This is a genomic window from Actinoallomurus sp. NPDC052308 (assembly GCF_040679195.1).
GTDB lineage: Bacteria > Actinomycetota > Actinomycetes > Streptosporangiales > Streptosporangiaceae > Actinoallomurus > Actinoallomurus liliacearum.
The window spans coordinates 31,026-55,364 of the sequence record NZ_JBFAUM010000036.1 but is presented as its reverse complement, the minus strand read 5'-3'; the positions used below and the strand labels follow the sequence as shown (position 1 = coordinate 55,364).

At 70.1% G+C, this 24,339-nt stretch carries 23 protein-coding genes; 7 read left to right on the top strand and 16 right to left on the bottom strand.

What is annotated here, in order from left to right; genetic code table 11:
- Window positions 1-25: 25 nt before the first annotated feature.
- From AB0L00_RS41355 to AB0L00_RS41345, 3 genes are all read right to left on the bottom strand, one after another.
- Window positions 26-781, bottom strand: coding sequence for a phosphatase PAP2 family protein (locus AB0L00_RS41355; RefSeq protein ID WP_364443160.1), 756 nt, complete (start codon window positions 779-781; stop codon window positions 26-28).
- A 183-nt stretch (window positions 782-964) separates the two neighbouring features.
- Complete coding sequence (locus AB0L00_RS41350) at window positions 965-1,660, bottom strand: NAD(P)H-binding protein (RefSeq protein WP_364443159.1); 696 nt, start codon at window positions 1,658-1,660, stop codon at window positions 965-967.
- Window positions 1,661-1,682: 22 nt separating this feature from the next.
- A complete protein-coding gene (locus tag AB0L00_RS41345) occupies window positions 1,683-2,270 on the bottom strand; it encodes an NAD(P)H-dependent oxidoreductase (RefSeq protein ID WP_364443157.1) in 588 nt (195 codons plus the stop codon).
- 235 nt (window positions 2,271-2,505) lie between these two features.
- On the opposite strand from AB0L00_RS41345, the gene AB0L00_RS41340 reads away from it, so the two are divergent.
- Window positions 2,506-3,216 carry an N-acetyltransferase gene (locus AB0L00_RS41340; protein ID WP_364443155.1) on the top strand — a complete coding sequence of 237 codons (711 nt, stop codon included), beginning with the start codon at window positions 2,506-2,508 and terminating at the stop codon, window positions 3,214-3,216.
- Here the strand turns inward: AB0L00_RS41340 and AB0L00_RS41335 are convergent.
- From AB0L00_RS41335 to AB0L00_RS41310, 6 genes are all read right to left on the bottom strand, one after another.
- Window positions 3,213-3,602, bottom strand: coding sequence for a tautomerase family protein (locus AB0L00_RS41335; RefSeq protein ID WP_345356339.1), 390 nt, complete (start codon window positions 3,600-3,602; stop codon window positions 3,213-3,215). The two genes, AB0L00_RS41340 and AB0L00_RS41335, sit on opposite strands and share 4 nt — an antisense overlap.
- Before the next feature lie 113 nt (window positions 3,603-3,715).
- Window positions 3,716-5,149 carry a hypothetical protein gene (locus AB0L00_RS41330; RefSeq protein WP_364443154.1) on the bottom strand — a complete coding sequence of 478 codons (1,434 nt, stop codon included), beginning with the start codon at window positions 5,147-5,149 and terminating at the stop codon, window positions 3,716-3,718.
- 74 nt (window positions 5,150-5,223) lie between these two features.
- On the bottom strand, window positions 5,224-6,453 hold the full coding sequence (locus AB0L00_RS41325; RefSeq protein ID WP_364443153.1) for a cytochrome P450: 1,230 nt from the start codon (window positions 6,451-6,453) through the stop codon (window positions 5,224-5,226).
- Window positions 6,454-6,540: 87 nt separating this feature from the next.
- Window positions 6,541-7,134: a DUF4291 domain-containing protein gene (locus tag AB0L00_RS41320; RefSeq protein WP_364443152.1), complete on the bottom strand. Its 594-nt coding sequence runs from the start codon at window positions 7,132-7,134 to the stop codon at window positions 6,541-6,543.
- Window positions 7,135-7,221: 87 nt separating this feature from the next.
- On the bottom strand, window positions 7,222-7,584 hold the full coding sequence (locus AB0L00_RS41315) for a DoxX family protein (protein WP_364443151.1): 363 nt from the start codon (window positions 7,582-7,584) through the stop codon (window positions 7,222-7,224).
- A gap of 59 nt (window positions 7,585-7,643) precedes the next feature.
- Window positions 7,644-8,138: a cupin domain-containing protein gene (locus AB0L00_RS41310; protein ID WP_364443150.1), complete on the bottom strand. Its 495-nt coding sequence runs from the start codon at window positions 8,136-8,138 to the stop codon at window positions 7,644-7,646.
- A gap of 80 nt (window positions 8,139-8,218) precedes the next feature.
- Between AB0L00_RS41310 and AB0L00_RS41305 the strand changes: the two genes are divergently transcribed.
- From AB0L00_RS41305 to AB0L00_RS41295, 3 genes are all read left to right on the top strand, one after another.
- Window positions 8,219-9,070, top strand: a complete 852-nt coding sequence (locus AB0L00_RS41305; RefSeq protein ID WP_364443148.1) for a LysR substrate-binding domain-containing protein — start codon at window positions 8,219-8,221, stop codon at window positions 9,068-9,070.
- Between the two features lie 104 nt (window positions 9,071-9,174).
- Window positions 9,175-9,324, top strand: a complete 150-nt coding sequence (locus AB0L00_RS41300) for a hypothetical protein (RefSeq protein ID WP_364443146.1) — start codon at window positions 9,175-9,177, stop codon at window positions 9,322-9,324.
- Window positions 9,325-9,578: 254 nt separating this feature from the next.
- Window positions 9,579-10,403, top strand: coding sequence for a DUF4253 domain-containing protein (locus tag AB0L00_RS41295; RefSeq protein ID WP_364443144.1), 825 nt, complete (start codon window positions 9,579-9,581; stop codon window positions 10,401-10,403).
- 45 nt (window positions 10,404-10,448) lie between these two features.
- On the opposite strand, the gene aspS is transcribed toward AB0L00_RS41295, so the two are convergent.
- The 3 genes from aspS to AB0L00_RS41280 are packed head-to-tail and all read right to left on the bottom strand — an operon-like array spanning window position 10,449 to window position 14,198.
- Window positions 10,449-12,239: an aspartate--tRNA ligase gene (gene aspS / locus AB0L00_RS41290; RefSeq protein ID WP_364443143.1), complete on the bottom strand. Its 1,791-nt coding sequence runs from the start codon at window positions 12,237-12,239 to the stop codon at window positions 10,449-10,451.
- Window positions 12,236-13,504 (bottom strand): histidine--tRNA ligase, encoded by a 1,269-nt coding sequence (hisS, locus tag AB0L00_RS41285; RefSeq protein ID WP_345356362.1) that lies wholly within the window; start codon window positions 13,502-13,504, stop codon window positions 12,236-12,238. The genes aspS and hisS overlap by 4 nt, the downstream gene beginning before the upstream one ends.
- Window positions 13,505-13,514: 10 nt before the next feature.
- The gene (locus AB0L00_RS41280) at window positions 13,515-14,198 is read right to left on the bottom strand and encodes an MBL fold metallo-hydrolase (RefSeq protein ID WP_364443142.1); all 684 of its coding nucleotides are present in this window, start codon (window positions 14,196-14,198) and stop codon (window positions 13,515-13,517) included.
- Between the two features lie 214 nt (window positions 14,199-14,412).
- Here AB0L00_RS41280 and AB0L00_RS41275 point away from each other — a divergent pair, with 214 nt between their 5' ends.
- Together AB0L00_RS41275 and AB0L00_RS41270 are read left to right on the top strand one after the other, a co-directional pair.
- Window positions 14,413-15,243 carry a peptidylprolyl isomerase gene (locus tag AB0L00_RS41275; RefSeq protein WP_364443140.1) on the top strand — a complete coding sequence of 277 codons (831 nt, stop codon included), beginning with the start codon at window positions 14,413-14,415 and terminating at the stop codon, window positions 15,241-15,243.
- Between the two features lie 212 nt (window positions 15,244-15,455).
- On the top strand, window positions 15,456-16,685 hold the full coding sequence (locus tag AB0L00_RS41270) for a DUF349 domain-containing protein (RefSeq protein WP_364443139.1): 1,230 nt from the start codon (window positions 15,456-15,458) through the stop codon (window positions 16,683-16,685).
- A gap of 65 nt (window positions 16,686-16,750) precedes the next feature.
- Here the strand turns inward: AB0L00_RS41270 and AB0L00_RS41265 are convergent, their stop codons facing one another.
- The gene (locus AB0L00_RS41265) at window positions 16,751-18,922 is read right to left on the bottom strand and encodes a bifunctional (p)ppGpp synthetase/guanosine-3',5'-bis(diphosphate) 3'-pyrophosphohydrolase (RefSeq protein ID WP_364443138.1); all 2,172 of its coding nucleotides are present in this window, start codon (window positions 18,920-18,922) and stop codon (window positions 16,751-16,753) included.
- A gap of 355 nt (window positions 18,923-19,277) precedes the next feature.
- On the opposite strand from AB0L00_RS41265, the gene AB0L00_RS41260 reads away from it, so the two are divergent.
- Window positions 19,278-20,717 carry a penicillin-binding transpeptidase domain-containing protein gene (locus AB0L00_RS41260; RefSeq protein WP_364443136.1) on the top strand — a complete coding sequence of 480 codons (1,440 nt, stop codon included), beginning with the start codon at window positions 19,278-19,280 and terminating at the stop codon, window positions 20,715-20,717.
- Between the two features lie 93 nt (window positions 20,718-20,810).
- Here the strand turns inward: AB0L00_RS41260 and AB0L00_RS41255 are convergent, their stop codons facing one another.
- From AB0L00_RS41255 to secD, 3 genes are all read right to left on the bottom strand, one after another.
- Window positions 20,811-21,350 carry an adenine phosphoribosyltransferase gene (locus AB0L00_RS41255; protein WP_345356380.1) on the bottom strand — a complete coding sequence of 180 codons (540 nt, stop codon included), beginning with the start codon at window positions 21,348-21,350 and terminating at the stop codon, window positions 20,811-20,813.
- 75 nt (window positions 21,351-21,425) lie between these two features.
- Window positions 21,426-22,574: a protein translocase subunit SecF gene (gene secF, locus AB0L00_RS41250; RefSeq protein ID WP_364443134.1), complete on the bottom strand. Its 1,149-nt coding sequence runs from the start codon at window positions 22,572-22,574 to the stop codon at window positions 21,426-21,428.
- Entirely contained in the window at window positions 22,574-24,298 is a 1,725-nt protein-coding gene (secD, locus tag AB0L00_RS41245; RefSeq protein WP_364443132.1) for a protein translocase subunit SecD, read from the bottom strand. Before secD ends, secF begins: the two co-directional genes overlap by 1 nt.
- Between the last annotated feature and the right edge of the window lie 41 nt (window positions 24,299-24,339).

Genomic DNA, 24,339 nt, shown 5'->3' with positions numbered 1-24,339 from the left:
CGTGTCGAAGAGGCTGTCGGCCTGTTCAGATTCCCTGCGCACCACGCCTCGACACTATCCGTTCGCCGACGCCGCTCAGCGCGACGGAGACGATCACCACAATGGCCCCGGCCACACCGTCGAGCCAGTAGTGGTTGGCGGTGAGGACGACCACGGAGGTCGTCGCGACCGGGTAGGCCACCGCCGCCCAGCGCGCCCGGCCGGCGCCGTACCGGATGATCCCCCAGGCGACGAGGATCGCCCAGCCGACGTGCAGCGACGGCATGGCGGCGAACTGGTTCGACGCGCCGTGGCCGGGCGCCTCGGCGTACGCCGACGGTCCGTAGACGTTCATCAGGTCCACGAGCCCGGTGCCGGGCAGCAGGCGTGGCGGTGCGAGGGGGTAGAGGAAGTGACCGGCCAGGGCCAGCGCCGTCGACAGGATGATGGCGGCCCGTACCCGCGGCCAGCCTTCCCGGTGCCGCCACCAGACCCACGCGAGGAACACCGCCGTCGCCGGGAAGTGCACGGTGACGTAGTAGACGTCGGCCACCCGCACCCATCCGTCCCAGTGCAGCGCCGCGTGCTGCAGCGACGCCTCGTTCGGCAGGTGGAGCAGGCGCTCGGCGCGCCAGACCGACCGCGCGTGCCGCATGGCGTCGGCCGGACCGGCCTCCGCGAGGCGGCGGCCGATCCGGTACGCGTAGAACAGGAGGACGATCAGTGCGGCCTGCCCCAGCCCCGATACGAGCCGTGAGCGATGCCACGCCGCCGCCCTGGGTCCCGCGGTGTCCATCCCCATGCCCCGCCCTTTCGCCGTCCGGGGACTACCCGCAAAACGGCGGATCTCCCCCGTTGATCGACATGAGGGTCCCGTACGTCCCCGGATTCACCGGAACCGGGGTCATGATCGGGTCGGTCGAGGACGGCGTCACCCGGTGAGTTCCGCGCGGCCCCCGCCCCTGGACACGTCGGCCCGCGCCTCTCACTTCTTGGCGAGCGCCTCGCGGCGGATCCACTGGAGCAGGGTGGGGTTGTCGGCGGTGGTGATGACGCTGACTGTGGCGCGGAGGTGGCGGTCGTCGTCCAGCAGGGCCAGCATGCTCGCGGCCAGGTCCGCACGGGCGGTGAACCTGCCGTCGGCCTGGCCCTCGACAACGGTGTAGCCGGTGACCGACGGCGAGTGGTAGAGCGCGCTGGGACGCACGATCGTCCAGTCCAGATCGCTGGCCCGGACCAGCGTCTCCATCCGGCGCATGTCGTCGTACATCGTCTTCCCCAGCACCTTCGTCACGTAAGGAAGAAGCACTCGGTTGAACAGGAACCCGCCATCGGAGTACGGGTGCGGGTCGACCCCGGTGGAGCTGACCACGGCGAGCCGGCGCACCTGATGCCGTTCCATCGCGGTGACGATATTGGCCGCCCCGCGTGAGTAGGTGCTGATCGGCTCCTTCCCGGCGGGCACCCCGAGCGTCGACAGCACCGCGTCCCGCCCCGCCACGGCGGCGTCGACGGCCGCCGGATCGAGCGCGTCGGCACCGACCACCTGGAGCCGATCGTGGTTCAGCGGGAACGAGTCGGGCCGCCGGGTGACCGCGGCGACCTCGTGTCCGGCGGCGAGTGCCTGGCCGGTGAGCAGGCGACCGGTGGGCCCATTGGCTCCGAAGACCGTGATACGCATGACGACTGTCCTTTCTCGGCTGCTACGCCTGCTCGTAGACGGCCTGGGACGCCGCGCGCAACGGGCCCAGTGCCTGCGCCCACGCCAGCAACTCGTCGACCAGTCCGCGCACCTGCGCCGTGTGCAGTTCCCGTGGCCGGAAGTCGGCGAAATTCACGAAGTCCTCGTGCAGCGACAGCGCCACCTGCGGCCCGATGTCGGCCATCCGCAGCACGCCCGCCTGTGCGCGCAGCTTCTGCACCGCCATGACCGCGCCGAAGATGCCGTAACCGACGTAGGCGACCGGCTTGCCGCCCCACTCCTGATGGAGGTAATCGATGGCGTTGGTCAAGGCGGGCGGAGCGGTGTTGTACTCGGGGGTGACGATGACGTAGGCGTCGTACGAACCGATCCGCTCCGCCCATCGCCGGGTGTGCGGCTGCCGGCCCGGCGTCTGGGCCGGTGGGACGGCTTCGTCGAGCAGGGGCAGCGCGTAGTCGGCCCGGTCCACGAGCTCGACCTCCGCGGTGTCGCCCGCGTGTCCGGCCGCCAGGTCCCGCACCCATCGGGCCACCTGGTCGCCGTTGCGGCCGGGGCGGGTGCTGCCGATGATGATGCCGATTCTGATCATGTCCGATTTCCTCGCTCTGTTCCGGTGCGAAGGACGTCTCGGGTGAATGGCGCGCCACCCGGCGAGAGCCCCTGTCCTCGCTCCCCGAGACGAGGCAGCCCGGCCGCCTGTGACATGGGAAGGATCACGCCTTGGTGCGGGAGCACTGACAGAACACCCACGGCGCCGAGACCGGCCAGGCCTCGGCGATGGGGTCGTGATCAGGCCGGCCGAGGGCGGCGTTAGCCTGTGCGGCGTGACCCCCTCCTCGATCGACGACCTCCTGGCGATCACCGGAGGCCACCCCCTGATCCGGAGCGTGCACCCCGCGCGACGCGGCACGGCCTGGCGCGCCGACGGCGCGGTCGCCTTCCTGGACCTGAACCGCGACCGCACGACGATCAAGCGGGTCGTGGGGCTCGGCACGCCCGCGGCGGTGGCCGGCCTGCTGACCGGGCTACGCGGCGAACTCCCCGCGGACGTGCACGTCAACGTGCCGCGCGGCACGCCGCTGCCGCTCGCCGACCCGAGCGACTGGCGGTATCGGGTCGCGTACGAGGTGCCGCCGGTCCAGCCCGCGGAGGATCTCGTCGACTGGTACGACGACGGTGCCGCGATCACGGACCTGCTGAAGCTCACGACCTCGGACTGGTCGGTCTGGCCCGGTGACGGCAGGGCGCGCCGCTGGGCGGCCGTACGGGGCGAGCCCGACGGACTCCTGGCCTGCCTGGCCGACACCACGTCCGCCACGGAGGTCGGCCAGGTCGCGGCGATCGCGGTCCACCCGGACGCCCGCCGCCGGGCGCTGGGCGCGTCGATCACGGTCTGGGCGATGCGGCGGCTGTTCGAAGAGGGCTGTGACGGGGTCGGCCTGGGCGTCTACGAGGGCAACACGGCGGCCATGCGGCTGTACGACCGGCTGGGCTTCGACGACGAGGCCCGCACCAGCGGCCGCCTCCCCGCTTAGTCCCCCGGGGCGTACTGCGCCAGGCCGTCGCCGAACGACCAGTCGATCGACTCGTTCTCCGTCAGGGTGATGAAGACGTTCCGCGGCTCGGTCCCGGCGTACTCGTGGGCGAGCTCGGCGATCCGCCGGTAGAGCGCCCGCTTCCGCTCGGGCGGACGCCCGGACCGCATGGTGATCGCGACGTAGACGATCCCGTCGTCCCGGTGCACGCCGAGGTAGTCGTCGTAGCGCAGCGTGCTGCTCGTGCCGTCGTGCCCGGTCAGGACCTGGAACCGGTCGTCGGGCGGGAAGCCCATCGTCTCGCCCAGGGCCTCGTGCACGGCCCGGCCGAGCGCGTCGAGCCGCTCCTTGTCGGTCCCCAGCGCGTCGATACGTACGAGCGGCATCTCGGCTTCCTCCTTGATTTCGGACCAGTCGGCTCCCACCACGAGCCGCATGTACATACTAGTAGGTACAGTGGCGGGCGGACCGCCGCGCCGTGGTTCCCGCGCCCGGCGCTCTAGTTCGAGACGCGCACGATGCCGGTGACGGTGCCCTGGTAGGTCACGCGACCGGGAGCGATGCCGCCCACCATCTGGAGCGTGTCGTACACGGCGCCGACGCCGAGGAGTTTCCTGCGCACGACGGAGCCGGTGCCGGGGTCGATCTCGGCGTAGTAGTACGGGTCGAGGATCGAGGTGGCGGTCGTTCCGGGGATCGCCGGTTCGCGCAGGACCGTGTGGATCAGCCCGTCGCCGAGGGACAGCCGGGGCACGGCGGCGGACCGGACCCTGTTGTCCCAGCGCAGCGCGCAGCCGGATCCGTCGGGGCGAACATCGACCCGGGACAGGCCGCCCACGAAGTCGGCGGTGGCGGGCACCGTGGCGTCGGACGGCTGGGTCGGATACGGGTAGCCGTACGTGCTCGCGACGTACACCGAGTCGCCCGCGCCGATCGGTGAGTTCTCACTGCCGCTGCCGCCGGCCTTGAGCACCGGCACCTGGCAGACCGGCTCTCCGGTCGCGGCCCGGTAGACCAGCAGGTTCACGGTGGGCGCGGCGTTGTCGACGATCGTCAGGTAGTCGGTGCCGTCGGCCGGGCCGAAGAAGGTCGGGGTCGACCCGCTGCCCCAGCTCAGCTGGCCCGGCTTGCGGCCGGGGCCACGGTCGTACGCCCGCCGCCAGCGGATGCGCGGAGTGCCGTCCGCGTCGGCGGTGAGGAGGTACGTGGCGTGCGTCGAGGTGACGGCGGTGCCGACGGGAGCGGTGGAGATGCTGTTCGCGACCGTCTCGCCGGCCGGGAGGGAGAGGGTCCGGACCACGCCCGTCCTGTCGTCGGCGGTGCCGACCACGCCGTTCGCGGTGGCGAACCAGACGCGGCCCTGCCAGTCCGGTGAGACGCCGATCACCGAGTCGTCGTCCGCGATGGCGCCGGCGAGCGACAGCGAGCCGTCGACCTGAAGCCGCCAGGAGCCGTCGGCCGCCTGGTGGTGCCCGATCCGTACCAGGTCGTGGTCGCCGTCCACGAGGACGAGGCGGTCCTTGTCGTCCAGGTAGGCGTAGACGCCGCCGAGCACGGAGGATCCCTTGGCCAGGGCCAGTTCGGCGATCGAGTCGCCGCTCGCCGGGTCGAGCAGATGCACGGTGGGGGTCTGGCCCAGGATCGTCGTGCACAGCGCGACGGGGCGGCCGTCGTAGCCGACCAGGACGGTCGGGCAGGCCGAGGCCAGCTCCGCCAGATGGGACTTCAGCGTCCCCGGGCCGGGGCCGGACAGCGTGGTGGCGTCCGAGGAGCCGGTGTCGGCGTGCATGGTGGCGGTGCCGTCCGGGCCCGCGTACGGGTTGTGCGGGGGAAGAGGCACGGACGAGGCGACGGCCGGGGCGGCGAAGGCGGAGGCGGCGAGGACGCCGGTGGCCAGGAGCGTCGCCGTGCGAGAGGTCAGCGGGAAGCGCACGAGAGGGCCCTCTCCATGAGATTGTCGATCAACCCTACAGGAAAGGCCTAGAATTTCCGAATGACGTTCGGTGGTCAGTGGTCCCGTCCGCGTACGCATATCCCCGTGGCCGGCAGGCCGGCCCAGCCCCGGGTGAACGCCGACCGCAACCGCCGCGCCCCGGCGAGGTCGACCCCGACCGTGGGCTGGCGGGCGAGGAGTTCCTCGAACGCCACCCGCGCCTGCAACTGCGCCAGGTGGGAGCCGATGCAGAAGTGCACGCCGCTGGAGAAGCCGAGGTGCCGGGGTATCTCGCGCGTGATGTCCAGCCGGTCGGCGGTGGGCCCGAACTCGCGTTCGTCGCGGTTGGCCGCGCCGTACAGCATCATGACCTTCTCCCCCGCCGGGATCTCCACCCCGCGCAGCGTCACCGGGCGCAGCGTGGTGCGCGCCAGCCCCTGCACCGAGCCCTCCAGGCGGAGGAACTCCAGCAACGCGTTCGGGATCAGCGCGGGATCGGCGACCAGCCGCTCGCGCTGGTCGTGGTGGGCGTCCAACAGCATGACGCCGTGCGAGATGAGATTGCCGGTGGTGTCGTTGCCGCCGGCGACCATCACGAAGCAGAACCCGAGGATGTCCCAGTCGGTCAGGCGCTCACCGTCCACCTCGGCCGCGGTGAGCGCGCTGATGAGGTCGTCGCCGGGGTCGCGGCGGCGGGCACTGATCACCTCGGAGAAGTACTCGAACATCTCGGCCACGGCGCTGACCGCGGCGGACTCCTCCAGCCGGAAGCCGCTGTCCTGCAGGCCGGTCAACGCGGTCACCCACGGGTCGAACCGGGTGCGGTGCCGCTCCGGCACACCGAGGAGATGCGCCAGGACGAAGGTCGGGATCGGTGAGGAGAAGTCCCGGTGCAGGTCGACCGGCTCGCCGTCGGCCGTCCTGCGCTCCAGGTCGGCGATGCGCGCCCGCACGAATCCGCGGATCAGGTCCTCCAGCGCGGCGACGCGACGCGGCGTGAAGCCCTTGCCGATCAATGCGCGCAGTTGCCCGTGCCGGGGCGGGTCGAGCATCACGATGGTCGGCGCGAGGCCGAGGGTGCCGATCTCGTCCGGATGGAAGGTCAGCCCCTGCTCCGAGGAGAAACGCGCGTTGTCCCGTACGGCGTTCCAGATGTCGTCGAAGCGGGACAGCGCCCAGAACGGCGGGTCGGAGTGACGGTGCACCGGATCGTGGTCGCGCAGGTGCCGGTACGCCGGGTACGGATCGATCTGGAACGCCTCGTCGAACGGATCGTACGTGGCGGGCTTCGCGCTGGCGGGCATCGCAACCTCGTATTGACGATCGGCCTAATGACGTTCGTCATTCAGACGTTGTCTCATTCGGCGAGCCGGCGCAAGGGATGGGATGTCTCAGACATCCGCGCCGATGCGCCGGGCGAGTTCCGGATCGAGGGGATAGACGCGCTCACGCGGGACCAGGGCCCCGGCCTTCGCCGCCGCGCCGTCGTGAAGCAGCCGCTGGATCTTGCGAGCCAGCGGGGTCATGTCCTGGATGTCCAGGATCCACTCGTCGGCGTACCGATCGATGACGTGCCGGCTGAGTCCGACCTGGATGCTGCGGGCGTCGAGGGGCCGCCCGCGCAGCGTCCGCTCCGGGTCCCACTGGACGTGGACCCGGGCGTGCTTGAACGCCGCGCGCCACTCGGCGCCGTCACGGTAGAGGCGCCGGTCGGCGTGGGTCGGCACCGCCTGCGACAGCGCCTCCTCCCAGCCCTCCCGGCTGATGCGAACGGCCAGAATCATCTCCTGACCCGGCTTGCGCGCCCAGTCGCTGCGCGCCATGAGCCACAGGAACGACGGCTTGATCCAGGTCATGCGCGTCCGTGAGAACGGCGGCCCGAACCGCCCCCGCTGGACCGCGGGCCGGCCGATCTCCGGGCGGTACGCCTGGTAGACGACGATCGACGTGCGGTCATGATCGGCCCTGATCTCGTACGTCCGCATGAGACGCCACGATGTCGGCCCACCGTGACCCGAACAACCGATTTTCGCGGGAGCGACGCGGACCTCATGAGCCGGCCCTGCCCGAAGTCACCGCCATGCCGTCGCCAGCCAGACGGTCACGGCCGCAGCGAGAAGGAGCGCCAGGTTGAGGGCGATCTGGCGGTCCCCGCGACTCAGGTGAACGCTCGTCGCGCCGATCTGCAGGACCACGAATCCGATGGCCGCGGCGAGGGCGAGCCAGGATGCGATGCCGGTCAGCGGTGGGAGGATCAGCCCGATCGCGCCGAGCACTTCGATCAGCCCGATGGCCCGAACGGCCGGCATCGGGGTGCCGTCCACCCAGGCCATCATCGGCCGGAGCCGCTCACGGCTCCGGACGACCTTCACCCCGCCTCCGTAGAGGTAGAAGGAAGCGAGCAGGCCGGCGACGATCCAATACGCGACGTTCACGATTCCGATCCATGGGTTCTGACGTACGGGCGGCCGAGCGGTGCTCGTCCTGCCGGCGTTCAGGCGAAGTCGGTGGCGGGCTCGGTGGCGTAACGGCTCATCGTTCGGATGGTCGCCTCTGGGGTCACCGCCCGGCCACCGGCGATCATGTCCCGTAGGTCCCGGAAGTACTGCACGTAGAGGTCCGGAGTGAAAGTGCTGAGCATGACGGCCGGCTGGTCGGTCACGTTGGCGAACGTGTGCGGGGCTCCGGGCGGGACCATCACGAGCGTGCCCGCGGTCGCGTCGTAGTCCTTCTCTCCGACGGTGAACCGCACCATGCCGGAGATGATGTAGAAACCCTCGTCGTGCTGGGCGTGACGGTGCTGCGGCGGTCCGGGCGTGTGCGGCGCGAGGACGGACTCGGCGAGCCCGAGACGGTGCCCGGTGTTGCCGCCGTCCTCGAGAACGCGCAGTCGCGTGGTACCCAGGAAGATCGTCTCGCCGTCATCCGGACCGACCACCGATACGGCGGGCTCGGCGAGCGGTGCGCCGGGCTTCGTTTCATCTGTCATGCCCCGATTCCACCGCCAGGGCGCTGAGACTGTCCAAGACTCCTTCTAGGGCCTCGATACCGTACGGGTATCGTCGCACCATGGACCTACGCACGCTGCGCTATTTCGTCGCGGTCGCGGAGGAACTCCATTTCGGCCGGGCCGCCGCCCGGCTGCACATGAGTCAGCCGCCGCTGAGCCGGGCGATCAAGCAACTGGAGACCGAGGTCGGCGCCACGCTGTTCGACCGGTCCTCGGCCGGTGTCACGCTCACTCAGGTGGGGGCGGTGCTGCTCGATGAGGCACGCGCCCTGCTCGTCCAGGCCGACCGGGTACGCACACGTGTGGCCGCGGCCGCCGGCGCCGCGACCATCACCGTCGGCATCCTGGGTGACACCACGGACCCGGGCGCGACACGGCTGGCCGACGCCTACCACCGGCGGCACCCGCGCGTCGAGGTCCGCGTCCGCGAGACCGACCTGACCGATCCCACCTGCGGGCTGCACGCCGGGGTGGTCGACGTCGCCCTGACCCGCGGGCCGTTCGACGAGACCGGTCTGACCGTGCGCGAGCTTCGCGCCGACCCGGTGGGCGCGCTGCTGCGCGCCGACGATCCGCTGGCCCGCCGTGACAGCCTGAACCTGGCCGACCTGACCGACCGCCGCTGGTTCCTCTTCCCCGAGGGCACCGACCCCCTCTGGCAGTCGTACTGGAGCGGCGGGGAACCTCGCGAGGGTCCGGTGGTGCGGGCCGTCCAGGAATGCCGGCAAGCGGTTCTCTGGAACGGCACGGTCGGCATGACTCTTCTGGACCACGAACCGGGAGAGGGGCTCACCGTGGTTCCGCTGATCGACATGCCGCTGAGCCGCCTGGTGGTGGCATGGAACGAGAGCGACACGAATCCGCTGATCCGCTCATTCGTCCAGACCGCGATCGCCGCCTACCACGCCTGACCTTCTTGCCGGGTGGCCGAACTCATGGACCGTCCATGGCAGTGGTGGTAACAGGCCACCACCCGTGGGCATCCCACGGACAACGCGAGCCACTAGGAGCTCTCATGTCCAGCAAGCAGGGCGACTTCTCCAAGACGGCCGGTTCCGGGACGACCGGCACCGGTTCCAACGGCACCACCGGCCAGCAGCGCGCCGGCCGCCGCTACGACGAGGTCGTGCTCCGCCGTCCGCAGGGCGGCCAGACCGACTGCTAGGAACAGGACCGCTCCTAGCGGTCGCTTCTTCCTCTCCTGCCCCCGCACCTCGTGCGGGGGCAGGCTTCCCGGGCCCTGGGCGACGCTCGGCGCTGAAGCGTCGCCAGCGCGTCCAGAGTCCTCCACTCGGCGCGAACGCTCGGTGAACGCCGCCCAGACGCGCGTACCCGTCCTTTGCATCCCACTTCGGCGGCGCCTTTGCCGAGTGTTCGGCACGGCCGATCTTGTCGGCGGCGGTTCCTACAGTCGGCCGCGTGACTGAAAGATCCTTTGCGAACGCCTTCGCCCGTCTGCCCGCGGACCTGCCCTCAGGGCACCTTGCCTCCGCAGCCAGTTGCTACTCGTCCGACGAGCACAGCGATCTCCCCGTGTTCTGGTGCAGTGACGAACCGTTGAAGGACGCCGCCGACTGGTGGCGACGTCTCGAAGCGCAGCGGACCGAGACCGGGCTGTTTCCAGTGTTGCTGGCTTTTTACGAGGACGTCTGGCATCCGGGCGAAGGGCCCCTGGACGACTCGGCCTTCGACGTGACGGACTACTTCCGGGAGGAGTGGGAGCGCTACCTGCGGGAGAAGGCGGAATGGGACGCCGCTCCCCCGGTCGAGGTCCCTGAGGACGTGATGCCCTGGCCCGATGATCCCGGCCCGCCGTTCGACGTGTGGCCGGGTCTGGCCGCCGGGTCCACGCCGACGTGTGACGTGGGCGAGCATGCCGCCGCCATGGTGGCCGAGCTGGCACAGGACGGCCAACCGCTCCATCTCGCTCTCGTCCCGGTGGAACGCAGCGCGGACGCCCTGCTGGCCATCAGCTTCCGCAAATCCAGCAACCACGTGGACCTGTGGGAGCTCTGGGCGGTGATCCGGTCGTGGGAGGGCCGCTTCGGCACGCGGCTCATCGCCGTCGACGGAGGCACCGTCCATGTGTCGGTCGCCGCTCCGCCGCGCCCGGAGGAGGCGAACCGGCTCGCGCTGGAGCACTATCTCCTCTGCCCGGACAACATCGAGCAGGACTACATCGTCTTCGCCACGTATGCCGAGAGGCTGGTCAGCGCGCCGAGGTGGAGTTTCTGGTGGGATTGAGACCTCGACGGGGATCCCTGAACGGGATCCCCGCCGATCAGGCCCTCAGTACTTCTCGGTGGAGGGGCGGACGATGTGGCCGGGCTCGTTGGGCTCGGCCGGCTTCTCGTCCTCCGGGCGGACGTCGATGCCCGCCTCCTTGCGCTGCTCCTCGGTGATCGGCGTGGGCGCGCCGGTCAGCGGGTCGAAGCCGGACGCGGCCTTCGGGAAGGCGATCACGTCGCGGATCGTGTCGCGGCCGGCCAGCAGCATGACGACCCGGTCCCAGCCGAACGCGATGCCGCCGTGCGGCGGCGGGCCGTACTTGAACGCCTCGAGCAGGTAGCCGAACTTCTCCTGGGCCTCCTCGCGGTCGAGGCCGAGGGCCTCGAAGACGCGCTGCTGCACGTCGCCGCGGTGGATACGGATCGAGCCGCCGCCGATCTCGTTGCCGTTGCAGACGATGTCGTACGCGTTGGCGAGCGCCTCACCCGGCTTGTCCTGGAAGGAGTCGACCCACTCCGGCTTGGGCGAGGTGAAGGGGTGGTGGACGGACGTCCAGCCGCCCTCGTCGGTCTCCTCGAACATGGGCGCGTCGACGACCCAGGTGAACGCCCACGCGGACTCGTCGATCAGGCCGCAGCGGCGGCCGATCTCCAGGCGGGCCGCGCCGAGCAGCTCGCGGGTGGCGTGCGGCTTGCCGGCGCCGAAGAACACCGCGTCGCCGGGCTTGGCGCCGACCTTGGCCGCCAGGCCGGACCGCTCCTCCTCAGAGATGTTCTTGGCGACCGGGCCGCCGAGGGTGCCGTCCTCCTGCACGAGGACGTACGCCAGCCCCTTCGCGCCGCGCGACTTGGCCCAGTCCTGCCAGCCGTCCAGCTCCTTGCGGGTCTGGGAGGCGCCGCCCGGCATGACGACCGCGCCGACGTACGGCGCCTGGAACACGCGGAACGACGTGCCGGCGAAGTACTCGGTCACGTCGACGAGCTCGTTGCCGAAGCGCAGGTCCGGCTTGTCCGAGCCGTACCGGCTGAGGGCGTCGGCGTAGGTCATCCGCGGGATCGGGCGCGGGATCTCGTAGCCGACGATCTCCTTCCAGAGCCGTCCGACGAGGTCCTCGGCGACCTGGAGGACGTCCTCCTGCTCGACGAAGCTCATCTCGATGTCGATCTGGGTGAACTCCGGCTGCCGGTCGGCGCGGAAGTCCTCGTCGCGGTAGCAGCGGGCGAGCTGGTAGTAGCGCTCCAGGCCCGCCACCATGAGCAGCTGCTTGTACAGCTGCGGCGACTGCGGCAGGGCGTACCAGTGGCCCGGCTTGAGCCGCACCGGGACCAGGAAGTCGCGGGCGCCCTCGGGCGTGGAGCTCGTGAACGTCGGCGTCTCGACGTTCACGAACCCGTGCCCGCGCAGGACGTCGTGCACGATGTAGGAGCCCTGCGAGCGGATGCGCAGCGAGCGCGCCAGGGCCTCCCGGCGGATGTCGAGGTAGCGGTGCTTGAGGCGCACCTCCTCGTTGACGTTGGCGTCCGTCTCGATCGGGAAGGGCAGCGGCGCGGACTCGCTGAGCACCTCGATCTCGGAGGCGACGACCTCGATCTCGCCGGTCGGCAGCTCGGGGTTCTCGTTGCCCTGGGGGCGTACGCGGACCTCACCGGTGATCTTGACGCAGAACTCCGAGCGCAGGTCGTGCGCGGTGTCCTCCTCGCGGAACACGACCTGGGCGATCCCGGAGGCGTCGCGCAGGTCGATGAAGGTGACGCCCCCGTGGTCGCGGCGGCGCGCCACCCAGCCGGCCAGCACGACCTGCTGCCCGGCGTGGTCCCGGCGCAGCGAGCCCGCCTCGTGTGTGCGGATCATCTTTGAGCAAGCCTTTCTTTCAACGTCGTCACGAGCTCGGCGAGTGGAACGGCGACCTGGTCGCCGCTGGCCAGGTCCTTGACCTGCGCGGACCCGGCGGCGATATCTCGCTCGCCGAGGATCACGGCGTACGCCGCCCCGGACCGGCCGGCCCCGCGCATCGCGCCCTTGAGCTTCTTGCCGTCGTAGGACATGTCGGCGGCGACACCTTCGCGGCGCAGCTGGGCGATCAACCCGAAGATCTTACGCTCGGCCTCCTCGCCCAGCGGCACGCCGTACACGTCGACTCCTCGCTCGGCGACCGCGGCGACCTCTTCGGCCTCCATGGCCAGGACCGTACGGTCGAGGCCGAGGCCGAAGCCGATGCCGGGCAGCGGCGGGCCGCCGATGTCCTCGGACAGCCCGTCGTACCGGCCGCCGCCGCCGATGCCGGACTGCGCGCCGAGCAGCGGGTGGTCGAACTCGTACGTCGTGCGGGTGTAGTAGTCGAGGCCGCGCACGAGGCGCGGGTCGTCGACCCACGGGATGGACAGGTCGGCGAGCAGCTCGCGGACCCGGTCGTGGTGCGCCTTGCACGCGCCGCACAGGTGGTCGGTGACGAGCGGGGCGTCCTCGAGCTGGGCGCGCACCTCGGGCCGCTTGTCGTCCAGCACGCGCAGCGGGTTGATCTCGACCCGGGCGCGGGTGTCCTCGTCCAGGTCGAGGCGGCGCAGGAACTCCTGCAGCGCCGCGCGGTACGCCGGACGGCACTCCCGGCAGCCCAGGGAGTTCAGGTGCAGGGACAGCCGAGTGAGGCCGAGGCCGCGGTAGAAGTCCCAGGCGAGGGCGATCGTCTCGACGTCGACCGCAGGATCCTCGGAGCCGATCGCCTCGAGGTCCACCTGGTAGAACTGGCGGTACCGGCCCTTCTGGGCGCGCTCGTAGCGGAACGCCGGGCCGACGGCCCAGACCTTGACCGGGAGCTCCCCCTTGTTGAGCCCGTGCTGGAGCACCGACCGCAGCACGCCGACGGTGAACTCCGGGCGTAGCGTGAGAGAGCGGCCGCCGCGGTCCTCGAAGGTGTACATCTCCTTGCTGACGACGTCGGTCGACTCGCCGACGCCGCGCGCGAACAGGCGGGTCTCCTCGAAGACCGGAAGTTCGAGGTAGGCGTAGCCGGCGCGGGTGGCGGCCGCGGCGAAGGCGTCGCGGGCGGCGAGGAAGGTCGCCGAGCGCGGCGGGAAGTACTCGCTGACCCCTCGGGGGGCCTGGAAGTTCGAGCTCATGGTGGTGTTCTCAAAGTCCCCTGTGCGGGCCGTCGATCGGGGCGACGTCCTTGAGGAACGGATTGGTCGCCCGTTCGCGGCCGATCGTGGTCTGCGTGCCGTGGCCGGGCAGCACGGTGGTCTCGTCCGGGAGCGGCAGGCACACGCGCGCCAGGCTCTCCAGGATGGCCGGGTGGTCGCCGCCCGGCAGGTCGGTGCGGCCGATCGAGCCCGCGAACAGCAGGTCACCCGAGAAGATCACCTGCTCGTCCGCGAGCCGGAAGGTCACCGACCCGGGCGTATGGCCCGGGGCGTGCTCGACGATCAGCTCCAGCCCCGCCAGCGTCAGCGTCGCGCCGTCGGCGAGCTCGCGTACGTCGTCGGGCTCGCTGAAGGCGAGGCCGCCCAGCAGCTGCTGTCCGACGCCGAGCGGGAAGCCCTTGGCCGGGTCGGCCAGCAGGTCCCGATCGTCGGGATGGATGTACGCGGGGACGTCTCGGGCACCGCAGACCGGGGCCACCGACCAGACATGATCGATATGACCGTGCGTGAGCACCACGGCGACCGGCTTGAGCCGGTGCTCGCGGAGGAGCTCCTCGACCCCCGACTCGGCGTCCTGGCCAGGGTCGATGATCACGCATTCCTCCCCCGCCGCGGGCGCCACGACGTAGCAGTTCGTGGCGAAGGACCCGGCGGGGAACCCGGCGATGAGCACGATCGTCCTCTCTTAAGGCGCCTGCTTCCGGCAGCTTGAGCGTACCGGCGGCACGTGGCCGACCGCGAACGACATACGCGGGAGCGCCGCAGGGCGTCCGGTCTTGGACGATTTGCCGGCCTCTGTGGGCCACTCAGGAAAATACCGGCCAGGACCGCTACGATGCGCAACACGTTTCCCTGTTCATGACGCGAATCAATGAGGTGCGACACCGGTGGCGGGTAAAGACCGCAAGAAGCAGCTGGCCCGGCAGCGCTACGAGCGCCAGATGCAGCGCCGCGCGGCCCGGCAGGCGCAAGCACGCAGGATGAAGATCATCGGCACGGTGGCCGCCGTGGCAGTGATCGCCGGCGGAAGCGGTGCCATCGCGTTCGCGATGAACAAGTCGGATAAAAAGACCACGACGACGGCCGCGTCCGCGTCGAAGTCGGCCAGCGCGACGCCGACCGTCTCGGCGAAGCCCGGCGAGTGCGCGTACCAGCCGATGTCCGACCCGGGCGCCAAGAACGTCGGCACGCCGCCGGTGAAGCCGGTCAAGGGCACGTACGAGATGACGATCGACACCGACCAGGGCAAGATCGTCGCCAAGGTCGACGGCACGAAGGCCTCCTGCACCGTCAACTCGTTCCAGTACCTCGCGTCCAAGAAGTTCTTCGACAACACCAAGTGCCACCGGCTCGACACCGGCATCAAGGTGCTGCAGTGCGGCGACCCGACCGGCACGGGAAGCGGCGGCCCGGCGTACGGCTTCGGCAACGAGAACGTCCCCAAGGCCGACTCCTCGGGACAGGCGACCTACAAGCGCGGCATGATCGCCATGGCGCACAGCAGCCAGCCGAACAGCAACGGCAGCCAGTTCTTCATCATGTACGGCGACGCGAAACTGCCCGCCGACTACACGGTCTTCGGCGAGATCACGCAGGGGCTGGACGTCGTCGACTCGGTCGCCAAGGCCGGAGCGACCGCCGCCGACCCGCAGTCCGGGATGACCGCCCCAAAGAAGAAAATTGAAATAAAACACCTCACCGTCGCGAAGATGGGGTAATGGGGAAGGTTAGGGTGGCCTGCGGGAGTACGGCTCCCGAGGTCGTCACGGTGGGTCCGGCGCCCGACGAACGGCCCGGGCCTTGAAACAGGAGGCAACGGTGTGCAGCGCCACCGATCCTTGGGGAATCCGGCACGGGGCAGGCGGAGACGGCTCCGTCCGGGTCGTCCGGCCGCTCATGGCGGGCACGCTCCACGACCGGGAGGGCCACGGTGACCGCTGATCCCTGGGGCCGTGTCGATGAGAACGGCACCGTCTACGTCAAGACCGCCGAGGGCGAGCGCACCGTCGGTTCCTGGCAGGCCGGCGCGCCCGAAGAGGCCCTCGCGTACTTCCGGCGCAAGTACGACGCGCTGGTCACCGAGATCGACCTGCTGGAGCAGCGGATCAAGACGACGGATCTGGCCCCCGCGCAGGCCGAGCACAGCATCGCCCGGCTCCGGGAGTCCGTGACCGAGGCGCACGCGGTCGGTGACCTGGACAGCCTGGCGCGGCGGCTGGACGCCCTGACCGGGCTGCTCGGCCGCCGGCGCGAGGAGCTCAAGGTCGCCCGCGACCAGGCCCGCGGCCACGCCCGCGAGGTCAAGGAGCGGATCGTCGCCGAGGCCGAGCGGATCGCCGCCGAGGAGACGCACTGGAAGAACGGCGGTGAGCGCCTCCGCCAGCTGGTGGAGGAGTGGAAGGCCGCCGAGCGCGTCGACCGGCCGACCGAGACGGCGCTGTGGAAGCGCCTGTCGACGGCCCGGAACGCCTTCACCAAGCGCCGCAAGGCGTACTTCTCCAACCTGGAGGAGGAGCGGGAGAGCTCTCGGCACGAGAAGGAGCGCCTGGTCGCCGAGGCCGAGGCGCTGAGCAACTCGGGCGACTGGGGTCCCACGGCCGCCGCCTACCGCGACCTGATGCGCCGGTGGAAGATGGCCGGGCGGGCCTCCCGGGAGGTCGAGGACGAGCTGTGGGCGCGGTTCAAGGGCGCGCAGGACGTCTTCTTCGCCGCCCGGTCCGCCGCCTTCGCCGAGCGCGACGCCGAGTTCCGGCAGAACGCCGAGGCCAAGGAGAAGGTCCTGGAGGACGCCGAGCGGCTGCTCCCCATCCGGGACGTGCGCTCCGCCCGTCAGGTGCTGCGCACGATCCAGGAGCGCTGGGAGTCGATCGGGATGGTGCCGCGCGACTCGCGGGACCAGCTCGAAGGCCGGCTGCGCCGCGTGGAGGAGGCCGTACGATCGGCCGAGGAGTCGGAGTGGCGGCGCACCAACCCGGAGGCCCGGGCGCGCGCCGAGGCGACGGTCACGCAGCTGCGGTCCTCCATCCAGCAGCTCGAGGCACGCCTGGACAAGGCGCGCAGCGGTGGCCGCGACAAGGACGTCAGGGACGCCGAGGAGGCCCTGACGGCGCGCCGCGCGTGGCTGGAGGAGGCCGAGCGCACCCTCGCCGAGTTCTCCTGATCCCGAGAACCTGAACGCAAGCGGCCCGGTCTCCAGTGGAGACCGGGCCGCTTGCGTTATTCGCCTCAGTTCGTGACGCGGTAGACGTCGTAGACGCCGTCGACGTTGCGGACGGCCTTCAGGACGTGGCCCAGGTGCTTCGGGTCGCCCATCTCGAAGCTGAACCTGCTGATCGCCACCCGGTCGCGGTTGGTCGCGACGGAGGCCGACAGGATGTTGACGTGCTGGTCCGACAGCACCCGCGTGATGTCGGACAGCAGCCGGGTGCGGTCCAGCGCCTCGACCTGGATGGCCACGAGGAAGACCGAGTCCTCCCCCGGCGACCACTTGACGTCGACCATGCGGTCGGGCTGGGTGCGGAGGTTCGCGACGTTGACGCAGTCCTCCCGGTGCACCGAGACGCCGTTGCCCCGGGTGACGAAGCCGACGATCTCGTCGCCCGGCACCGGCGTGCAGCATCGGGACAGGCGCACCCACACGTCCGGGTCACCGGCGACGACCACGCCCGGGTCGCCCGCGGGCCTGGACCGCCGCTTCTTGGACGGGATGACGGTCTCGTCGAGATCCTCGGCGGCGCTCTCCACCCCGCCCAGGGCGTCGACGAGCTTGCTCACGACGCTCTGCGCGGACATGTGGCTCTCGCCGATCGCGGCGTACAGCGCCGAGACGTCGGAGTAGCGCAGGTCGTGCGCCAGCGCCACCAGCGCCTCGCCGGACAGCAGGCGCTGCAACGGGAGGTTCTGCTTGCGCATCGCCCGGGCGAGGGCGTCCTTGCCCTGCTCGATGGCGGTCTCGCGGCGCTCCTTGGAGAACCAGTGCTTGATCTTGTTCCGGGCGCGGGCGCTCTTGACGAAGTTCAGCCAGTCGCGGCTGGGCCCGGCGTCGGGCGACTTGGAGGTGAAGATCTCCACCGTGTCGCCGTTGTCGAGGGTCGACTCCAGCGGCACGAGCCGGCCGTTGACCCGGGCGCCGATCGTACGGTGCCCGACCTCGGTGTGGATGGCGTACGCGAAGTCCACCGGGGTCGCGCCCTGCGGAAGGGCCAGGACCTGCCCCTTCGGGGTGAAGACGAAGACCTCCGAGACCGACAGGTCGAAGCGCAGCGACTCGAGGAACTCCGCCGGGTCGGTGGTCTCCTTCTGCCAGTCGAGGAGCTGCCGGAGCCAGGCCATGTCCCCCGCCTTGCCGGGCGCCCCGCCGCCGACCGTCTCCTCCTTGTACTTCCAGTGCGCCGCGATGCCGTACTCGGCGCGGTTGTGCATCGCGCGGGTACGGATCTGCAGCTCGACGGGCTTGCCCTCCGGGCCGATCACCGTCGTGTGCAGCGACTGGTACATGTTGAACTTCGGCATCGCGATGTAATCCTTGAACCGGCCGGGGACCGGGTTCCATCGCGCGTGGATCGTGCCGAGTGTGGCGTAGCAGTCGCGGACGGTGTCGACGAGGACGCGGATGCCGACGAGGTCGTAGATCTCCTCGAAGCCGACCTCGCGGGCGATCATCTTCTGGTAGATCGAGTAGTAGTGCTTCGGCCGGCCCTTGACCGTGGCCTTGATCTTGGCCTCGCGCAGGTCGGCCGAGACGTTCTCGATCACGTCCTGCAGGTAGACGTCGCGCCGGGGGGCCCGCTCGGATACCAGCCGGGCGATCTCGTCGAACCGCTTCGGAAAGAGCGTCTGGAAGGCCAGGTCCTCCAGCTCCCACTTCAGCGTGTTCATGCCGAGGCGGTGGGCGAGCGGCGCGAAGATCTCCAGGGTCTCGCGGGCCTTGCGCTCCTGCTTGGGCCGCGGCAGGTAGCGCAGGGTGCGCATGTTGTGCAGCCGGTCCGACAGCTTGATGACCAGCACCCGGATGTCGCGGGACATCGCCACGACCATCTTGCGGACGGTCTCGGCCTCGGCCGCCTCGCCGTATTTGACCTTGTCGAGCTTGGTGACTCCGTCGACCAGGGCGGCGATCACGTCGCCGAAGTCGGACCGCAGCTGGTCGAGGGTGTAGTTCGTGTCCTCGACGGTGTCGTGCAGCAGCGCGGCGCAGAGCGTCTCGGTGTTCATCCCCAGCTCGGCGAGGATGGTGGCGACGGCGAGGGGATGGGTGATGTAGGGATCACCGCTCTTGCGCTTCTGGTGGCGGTGATGGTGGGCGGCGACGTCGTAGGCGCGCTCGACGGTACGCACATCCGCCTTCGGATGGGTGTTCCGGAGCGTTTTGATCAAAGGTTCGAGTACGGGATTCATCGTTGGACCACGCTGGGCGCCGAGCCGGGCGAGCCTTCTGCGCACCCGGGCGGCGGACGGCGCGGCCGCGCTCGTTGGCGTCGCGTCACCGTCATCCGGCTTCGGCTCGGGGGGACCGCCGGGCGCCGCCGGCGATGGGGACTCCGCTTGGGCCCGCGAGGTCAGCGCGGCATCGGATACCGCGTCGGACGAGACCACCTCACCGGGCACTCAGCCTCCCAATTCATGCGTCGGAACCACAGTTTATCCGTAGTCGTTTTCCAGTCGGCGCCCATCACCCATTCCGGGCAGGGGCCGGGGGGAGCCCTGGACGATCTCGCGAGATGCTGGGACGGCACCGGCGAAAGTGAGCTCGATGAACAAGACACTCCGCAGGATGACGGTCTTCGCGCTGCTCATGGTCCTGGCGCTCATGATCAACGTGACCTACATCCAGGGCGCGCAGGAGCAGAAGCTGCGCGACGACCCGCTGAACGCCCGGCACTTCCTCGCGCAGTTCAACCGGAACCGCGGGTTGATCATGGCGGGCGGCACGGTGATCGCCAGATCGCGCGACACCGGCCAGAAGGACTTCCGGTATCAGCGCGAGTACCCCGAGTCCGAGGTGTTCGCGCCCATCACCGGCTACTTCGCGCCGAGCGGCGGCGTGACCGGCGTGGAGGCCGCCGCCGACGGTCTGCTGGCCGGCACGGACCCGCGGCTGACCGTCCAGCACTGGTTCGACGCGATCGTCGGCAAAACGAACCAGGGTGCCACCGTGAACACGACCATTGACCCGGCGGCCCAGCGCGCGACGTACGAGGCCCTGCGCGGGAGCACCTCACGCCGGGCGGCGGCCGTCGCGATCGACGTGAAGACCGGCGCGATCAAGGTGATGGCATCCTATCCGTCGTTCGACGCCAACAGCATCGCGGTGCACTCCACGACCGCGTCGGCGAAGGCGTACGAGCGGCTGCTCAAGGCCGCCGGCAGCCCGCTGATCAACAAGGCGATCGATGAAAGTTTCGCGCCCGGGTCCACCTTCAAGATCATCACTTCGGCCGCGGGCATGGACAAGCGGGGGCTCAGCAAGGACAGCCCCGTCGACACACCCGGCGTCCTGACCCTGCCCTCCGGGAACCCCCTGCACAACGACGCCGATTCCGGGCCGTGCAACGGCGGGCAGTTGCCGCTCATCGAGGCGTTCGCGCAGTCGTGCAACAGCACGTTCGGCAAGCTCGCGCTGGACATGGGCCAGAAGAGCCTCGGCGCCGAGGCGTCCGGCTTCGGGTTCGGGCAGCACCTCCCGATCGAGAACAACCTGCGCAGCGCCGCCAGCGTCTACCCGAAGAACATGGGCGGCGACGACGTCGGGCGCAGCGGCATCGGCCAGGGCAGCGTCTCCGCGACGCCGCTGCAGATGGCCCTCGCCGCCGCCGCGGCCGCCCACGGCGGCGTGGTGATGAAGCCCTACCTCATCCAGCGCGTCACCTCCCCGGACCAGTCCGAGATCGAGGCGGCCTCGCCCAAGGAACTCTTCCGGGCGACCAGCGCGCAGACCGCGAGCCAGCTCCAGGACATGATGCGGGAGGTCGTCTCGACCGGCACGGCGCGGGGCAAGGTGTCCAGCGGCATCGCAGGGAAGACCGGTACCGCGGAGACCGGCCTGTCGTACAACGAACGGTGGTTCGCCGGGTTCGCCCCGGCCGACGATCCGAAGATCGCCTTCGCGGTGGTCACCGAGGGCACCGGCTTCGGCGCCGACGCCGCAGGCCCGATCGTCAACCGCATGGTCCAGGCTCTCAACGTGCAGTGAGGCCCGTACCGGTCCGCGACGCAGAAGAGCCCGTACGCGCCCGCAGGGGCATGCGTACGGGCTCGCTGCGAAGGAACGGACGGAGAGCGTGCCTCAGCCCTGGATGAGCGCGTGGACGTCCAGCTCGGGCAGCCGGTCGCGGCCCTTGAGGAAGCCGAGCTCGATGAGGACGGACAGGCCCGCCACCTCGGCGCCCGAGCGGCGGACGAGCTGGGCGGCCGCGGCGGCCGTGCCGCCGGTGGCGAGCACGTCGTCGACGATGAGCACCTGCTCGCCGGGCGCGAGGGCGTCCTGGTGCACCTCGATCGTCTCGCTGCCGTACTCCAGGTCGTAGCTCTCGGTGTACGTCGCCGCCGGGAGCTTGCCCTTCTTGCGGACCGGCACGAATCCGGCGCCGAAGTGGTACGCCACCGGAGCCGCCAGGATGAAGCCGCGCGCCTCGATCCCCACGACCTTGTCAATCGTGCCCCGGCCGTAGTAGGCCACGATGGCGTCGACGACGGCCGCGAACGCGGTGTGGTCGGCCAGCAGCGGACTGATGTCCTTGAACACCACTCCGGGTTTGGGATAGTCGGGGACCTCGCGGATCCGCTCGTTGATCAGCTTCGTCAGGTCGACCGGTCGCGAGGACACGTTCCTCCTCCTAGACGCCATCTCGCGGCGGATCAGGCGATCCGCCGCGAGATGGGCACGATGTCGTTCTTCGGCTCAGCGCTTCTTCTTGCCGCTGGGCCGCCCCTTGGAGGCGCCCCGGCGCGGCTGTTGCCGCGGACCATTCTGCACGACCCGGACACCGGCCCCGACAGAGGATGCCTCCCCCTCGTCCTGGACGTCGTCCTCCGGCAGCTCGGCGACCTCGACCTCCGGCTTGGCCTTGCGCTTGGCGCTGTTGGCCTTGGCCGCGACCCGCTTGGCCAGCGTCCGGTACTTCTCCTGCCGCTCCTGCAGGTCGGCCACGATCGGCGTCGCGATGAAGATGGAGGAGTACGCGCCGGCCAGCATGCCGACGAACAGGACCAGGGCCAGGTCCTTCAGGGTGCCGGCGCCGAGCACGCCCGCGCCGATGAACAGCAGGCCCGCGACCGGAAGCAGCGCGATGACCGTGGTGTTGATCGACCGGACCAGGGTCTGGTTGACCGCGAGGTTCGCCGCCTGGCTGTAGGTCATGGTGTTCGAGGTGGTGAGCGACCGGGTGTTCTCCCGGACCTTGTCGAACACGACGACCGTGTCGTACAGCGAGTAGCCGAGGATGGTCAGCAGGCCGACGACCGAGGACGGCGTCACCTCGAACTGCACGAGCGAGTAGACGCCGACCGTGATGAGGATGTCGTGCGCCAGCGCGATGATCGCCCCGACCGCCATCCGCCATTCGAACGCGATCGACAGGTAGATGATGATCGCGACCAGGAAGACCAGCAGACCCTCGATGGCCTTCTGGGAGACGTCCTTACCCCAGCTCGCGCCGACGCTCTGCGGGCTGACGTCGTCGACCTTGGCCAGGTGAAGTCGCTGCTGCACCGAGTCCTGGACCTTGGTGACGTCCGTGGAGCTCAGGCTCTCGGTCTGCACCCGCCAGCCGGTGCCGGTCTTCTGGACGATGGGGTCTTCCTTGACGACCCCGGCGGCCTTGACCGCGTCGCGGGCGTCGGAGGTCGTCACCCCCGGCTTGGTCGGGAACTGGAAGACCGTGCCGCCCTTGAACTCGACGCCGAAGTTCAGGCCGAGGGTGAGCAGCGAGACGATGCTGACGACCAGGATGAGCCCGGAGATGGCGTACCAGGTCTTCTGCCGCCCGACGAAGTCGAGCGAGATCTCGCCGCGGTGCAGGCGACCACCGATGTTGCCCAGGCGTGACATCAGGCCTCCTTGGTGCCGACGGGACGGGTGGTGACGCGCTTGCTCACGCCCAGTGTGCTCGGATCAAGGCCGGAGAACCGGTGGCCCCGGCCGAAGAACCTCGTCCGGGCCAGCAGCGTGACCAGCGGCTTGGTGAAGAAGAACACCACGACCACGTCGATCAGTGTGGTGAGCCCCAGGGTGAACGCGAAGCCCTTCACGCCGCCGATGGCGAACCAGTACAGCATCAGGGCGGCGATGAACGACACGGCGTCCGCGACGATGATCGTGCGCCGGGCGCGTGCCCAGCCGCGTTCGACGGCGGTGCGGAGCGTGCGGCCCTCGCGAATCTCGTCCCGCAGCCGTTCGAAGAAGACGACGAAGGAGTCCGCGGTGATGCCGATCGCCACGATCGCACCGGCGATGCCCGCCAGGGACATCCGGAAGTTGATGAACTTCCCGAGCAGCACGACCGCCTCGTACGTGAGGACCGTGGCGACCACCAGGCTGAAGATCGCGACGAAACCGAGACCGCGGTAGTAGAAGAGGCAGTACAGCACGACCAGGCCGAGACCGATCGCGCCGGCGAGCAGGCCGGCGGTGAGCTGGTCCTTGCCGAGGGTGGCCGAGACCGACTCGATCGAGCTCGGGGTGAACTTCAGCGGCAGCGCGCCGTACTTCAGGACGTTCGCCAGGTCGGTGGCGTCCTGCTGGTTGAACTGGCCCTCGATCTGCGCGTTGCCCGACGTGATCGCCTCCTTGACGCCCGGCCAGGAGTAGACGGTGCCGTCGAGGACGATCGCGAAGTGGTTGCGGGTGTTGTTCTCACCGAGCGCGGCCGCCTGCTGGGTGAAGGTGGCGAACGCCTTGGTCGCGGTGCCGTTCAGGTCGAGGCTGACGACCCACTGGACCCGGCCGTTCTGCGGGTCCGGCGGCATCGCCTGCGCCTTGGTGACCTGGTCACCGGAGATCTTGGCCGGGCTCAGGATGAACTTGTAGTCGACCTTGTGGGTCTTGGGGTCCGGCTTGGCGCACACGGCGGCCTGCTTGGCCGGGTCGAGCGTCCTGCCCTGGCCGACGTCGTTGCCGACACAGGTGAGCTTGTCGAACTGCGCCTTGACCGCCGGGTCGACGCCGGAGAAGTCCGCACCGGTCTGCTGCTGCTGTTGCTGCTGGAGCTGCTGCTGCAACTGCTGGAGCTGCTCGGGGGTGAGCGACTGCGAGGCGCTCGGGCTGGGCGCGGCCTTCCCGGACGTGGACGGCTTCGGCGTCGCCTTGGTGAGGGCCTGCGCGAGCGCACGGCCCTTCGGCGTCGCGCTGCCCGACGGCTTGGCGCTCGCGCTGCTCGGCGGCTTGGCGCTGCCGGAGGGGCTCGCCCCGCCCTTGGTCTTGCCCGTGCTCGTCGGGCTGGGCGTGGGGGTCCGCGTCTGCTGCGGAACACCCACCGGCTCGGCGACGAGCACCTGGCGGAACTCCAGTTTCGCCGTGGTGCCGATGGTCTTGACGACCCGCTCCTGCCCCTGACCGGGGACCTGGACGACGATGACGTTGTTGCCCTGCTTGGTCACCTCGGCCTCGGAGACGCCCAGGCCGTTCACGCGCTCACGCATGATCTTGATGGCCTGGCCCATCTCGGAGTCACCGATCTTGGCACCGGGCTTCGTGGGCTCCGCGGTGAGCGTCACGGTGGTGCCGCCCGCGAGGTCCAGTGCCAGCTTGGGCTTCTTTTGGCCCTGCCAGAACATCAGCCCCACCAGGGCTACGGCTATCGCGAACAGCGCGAGGA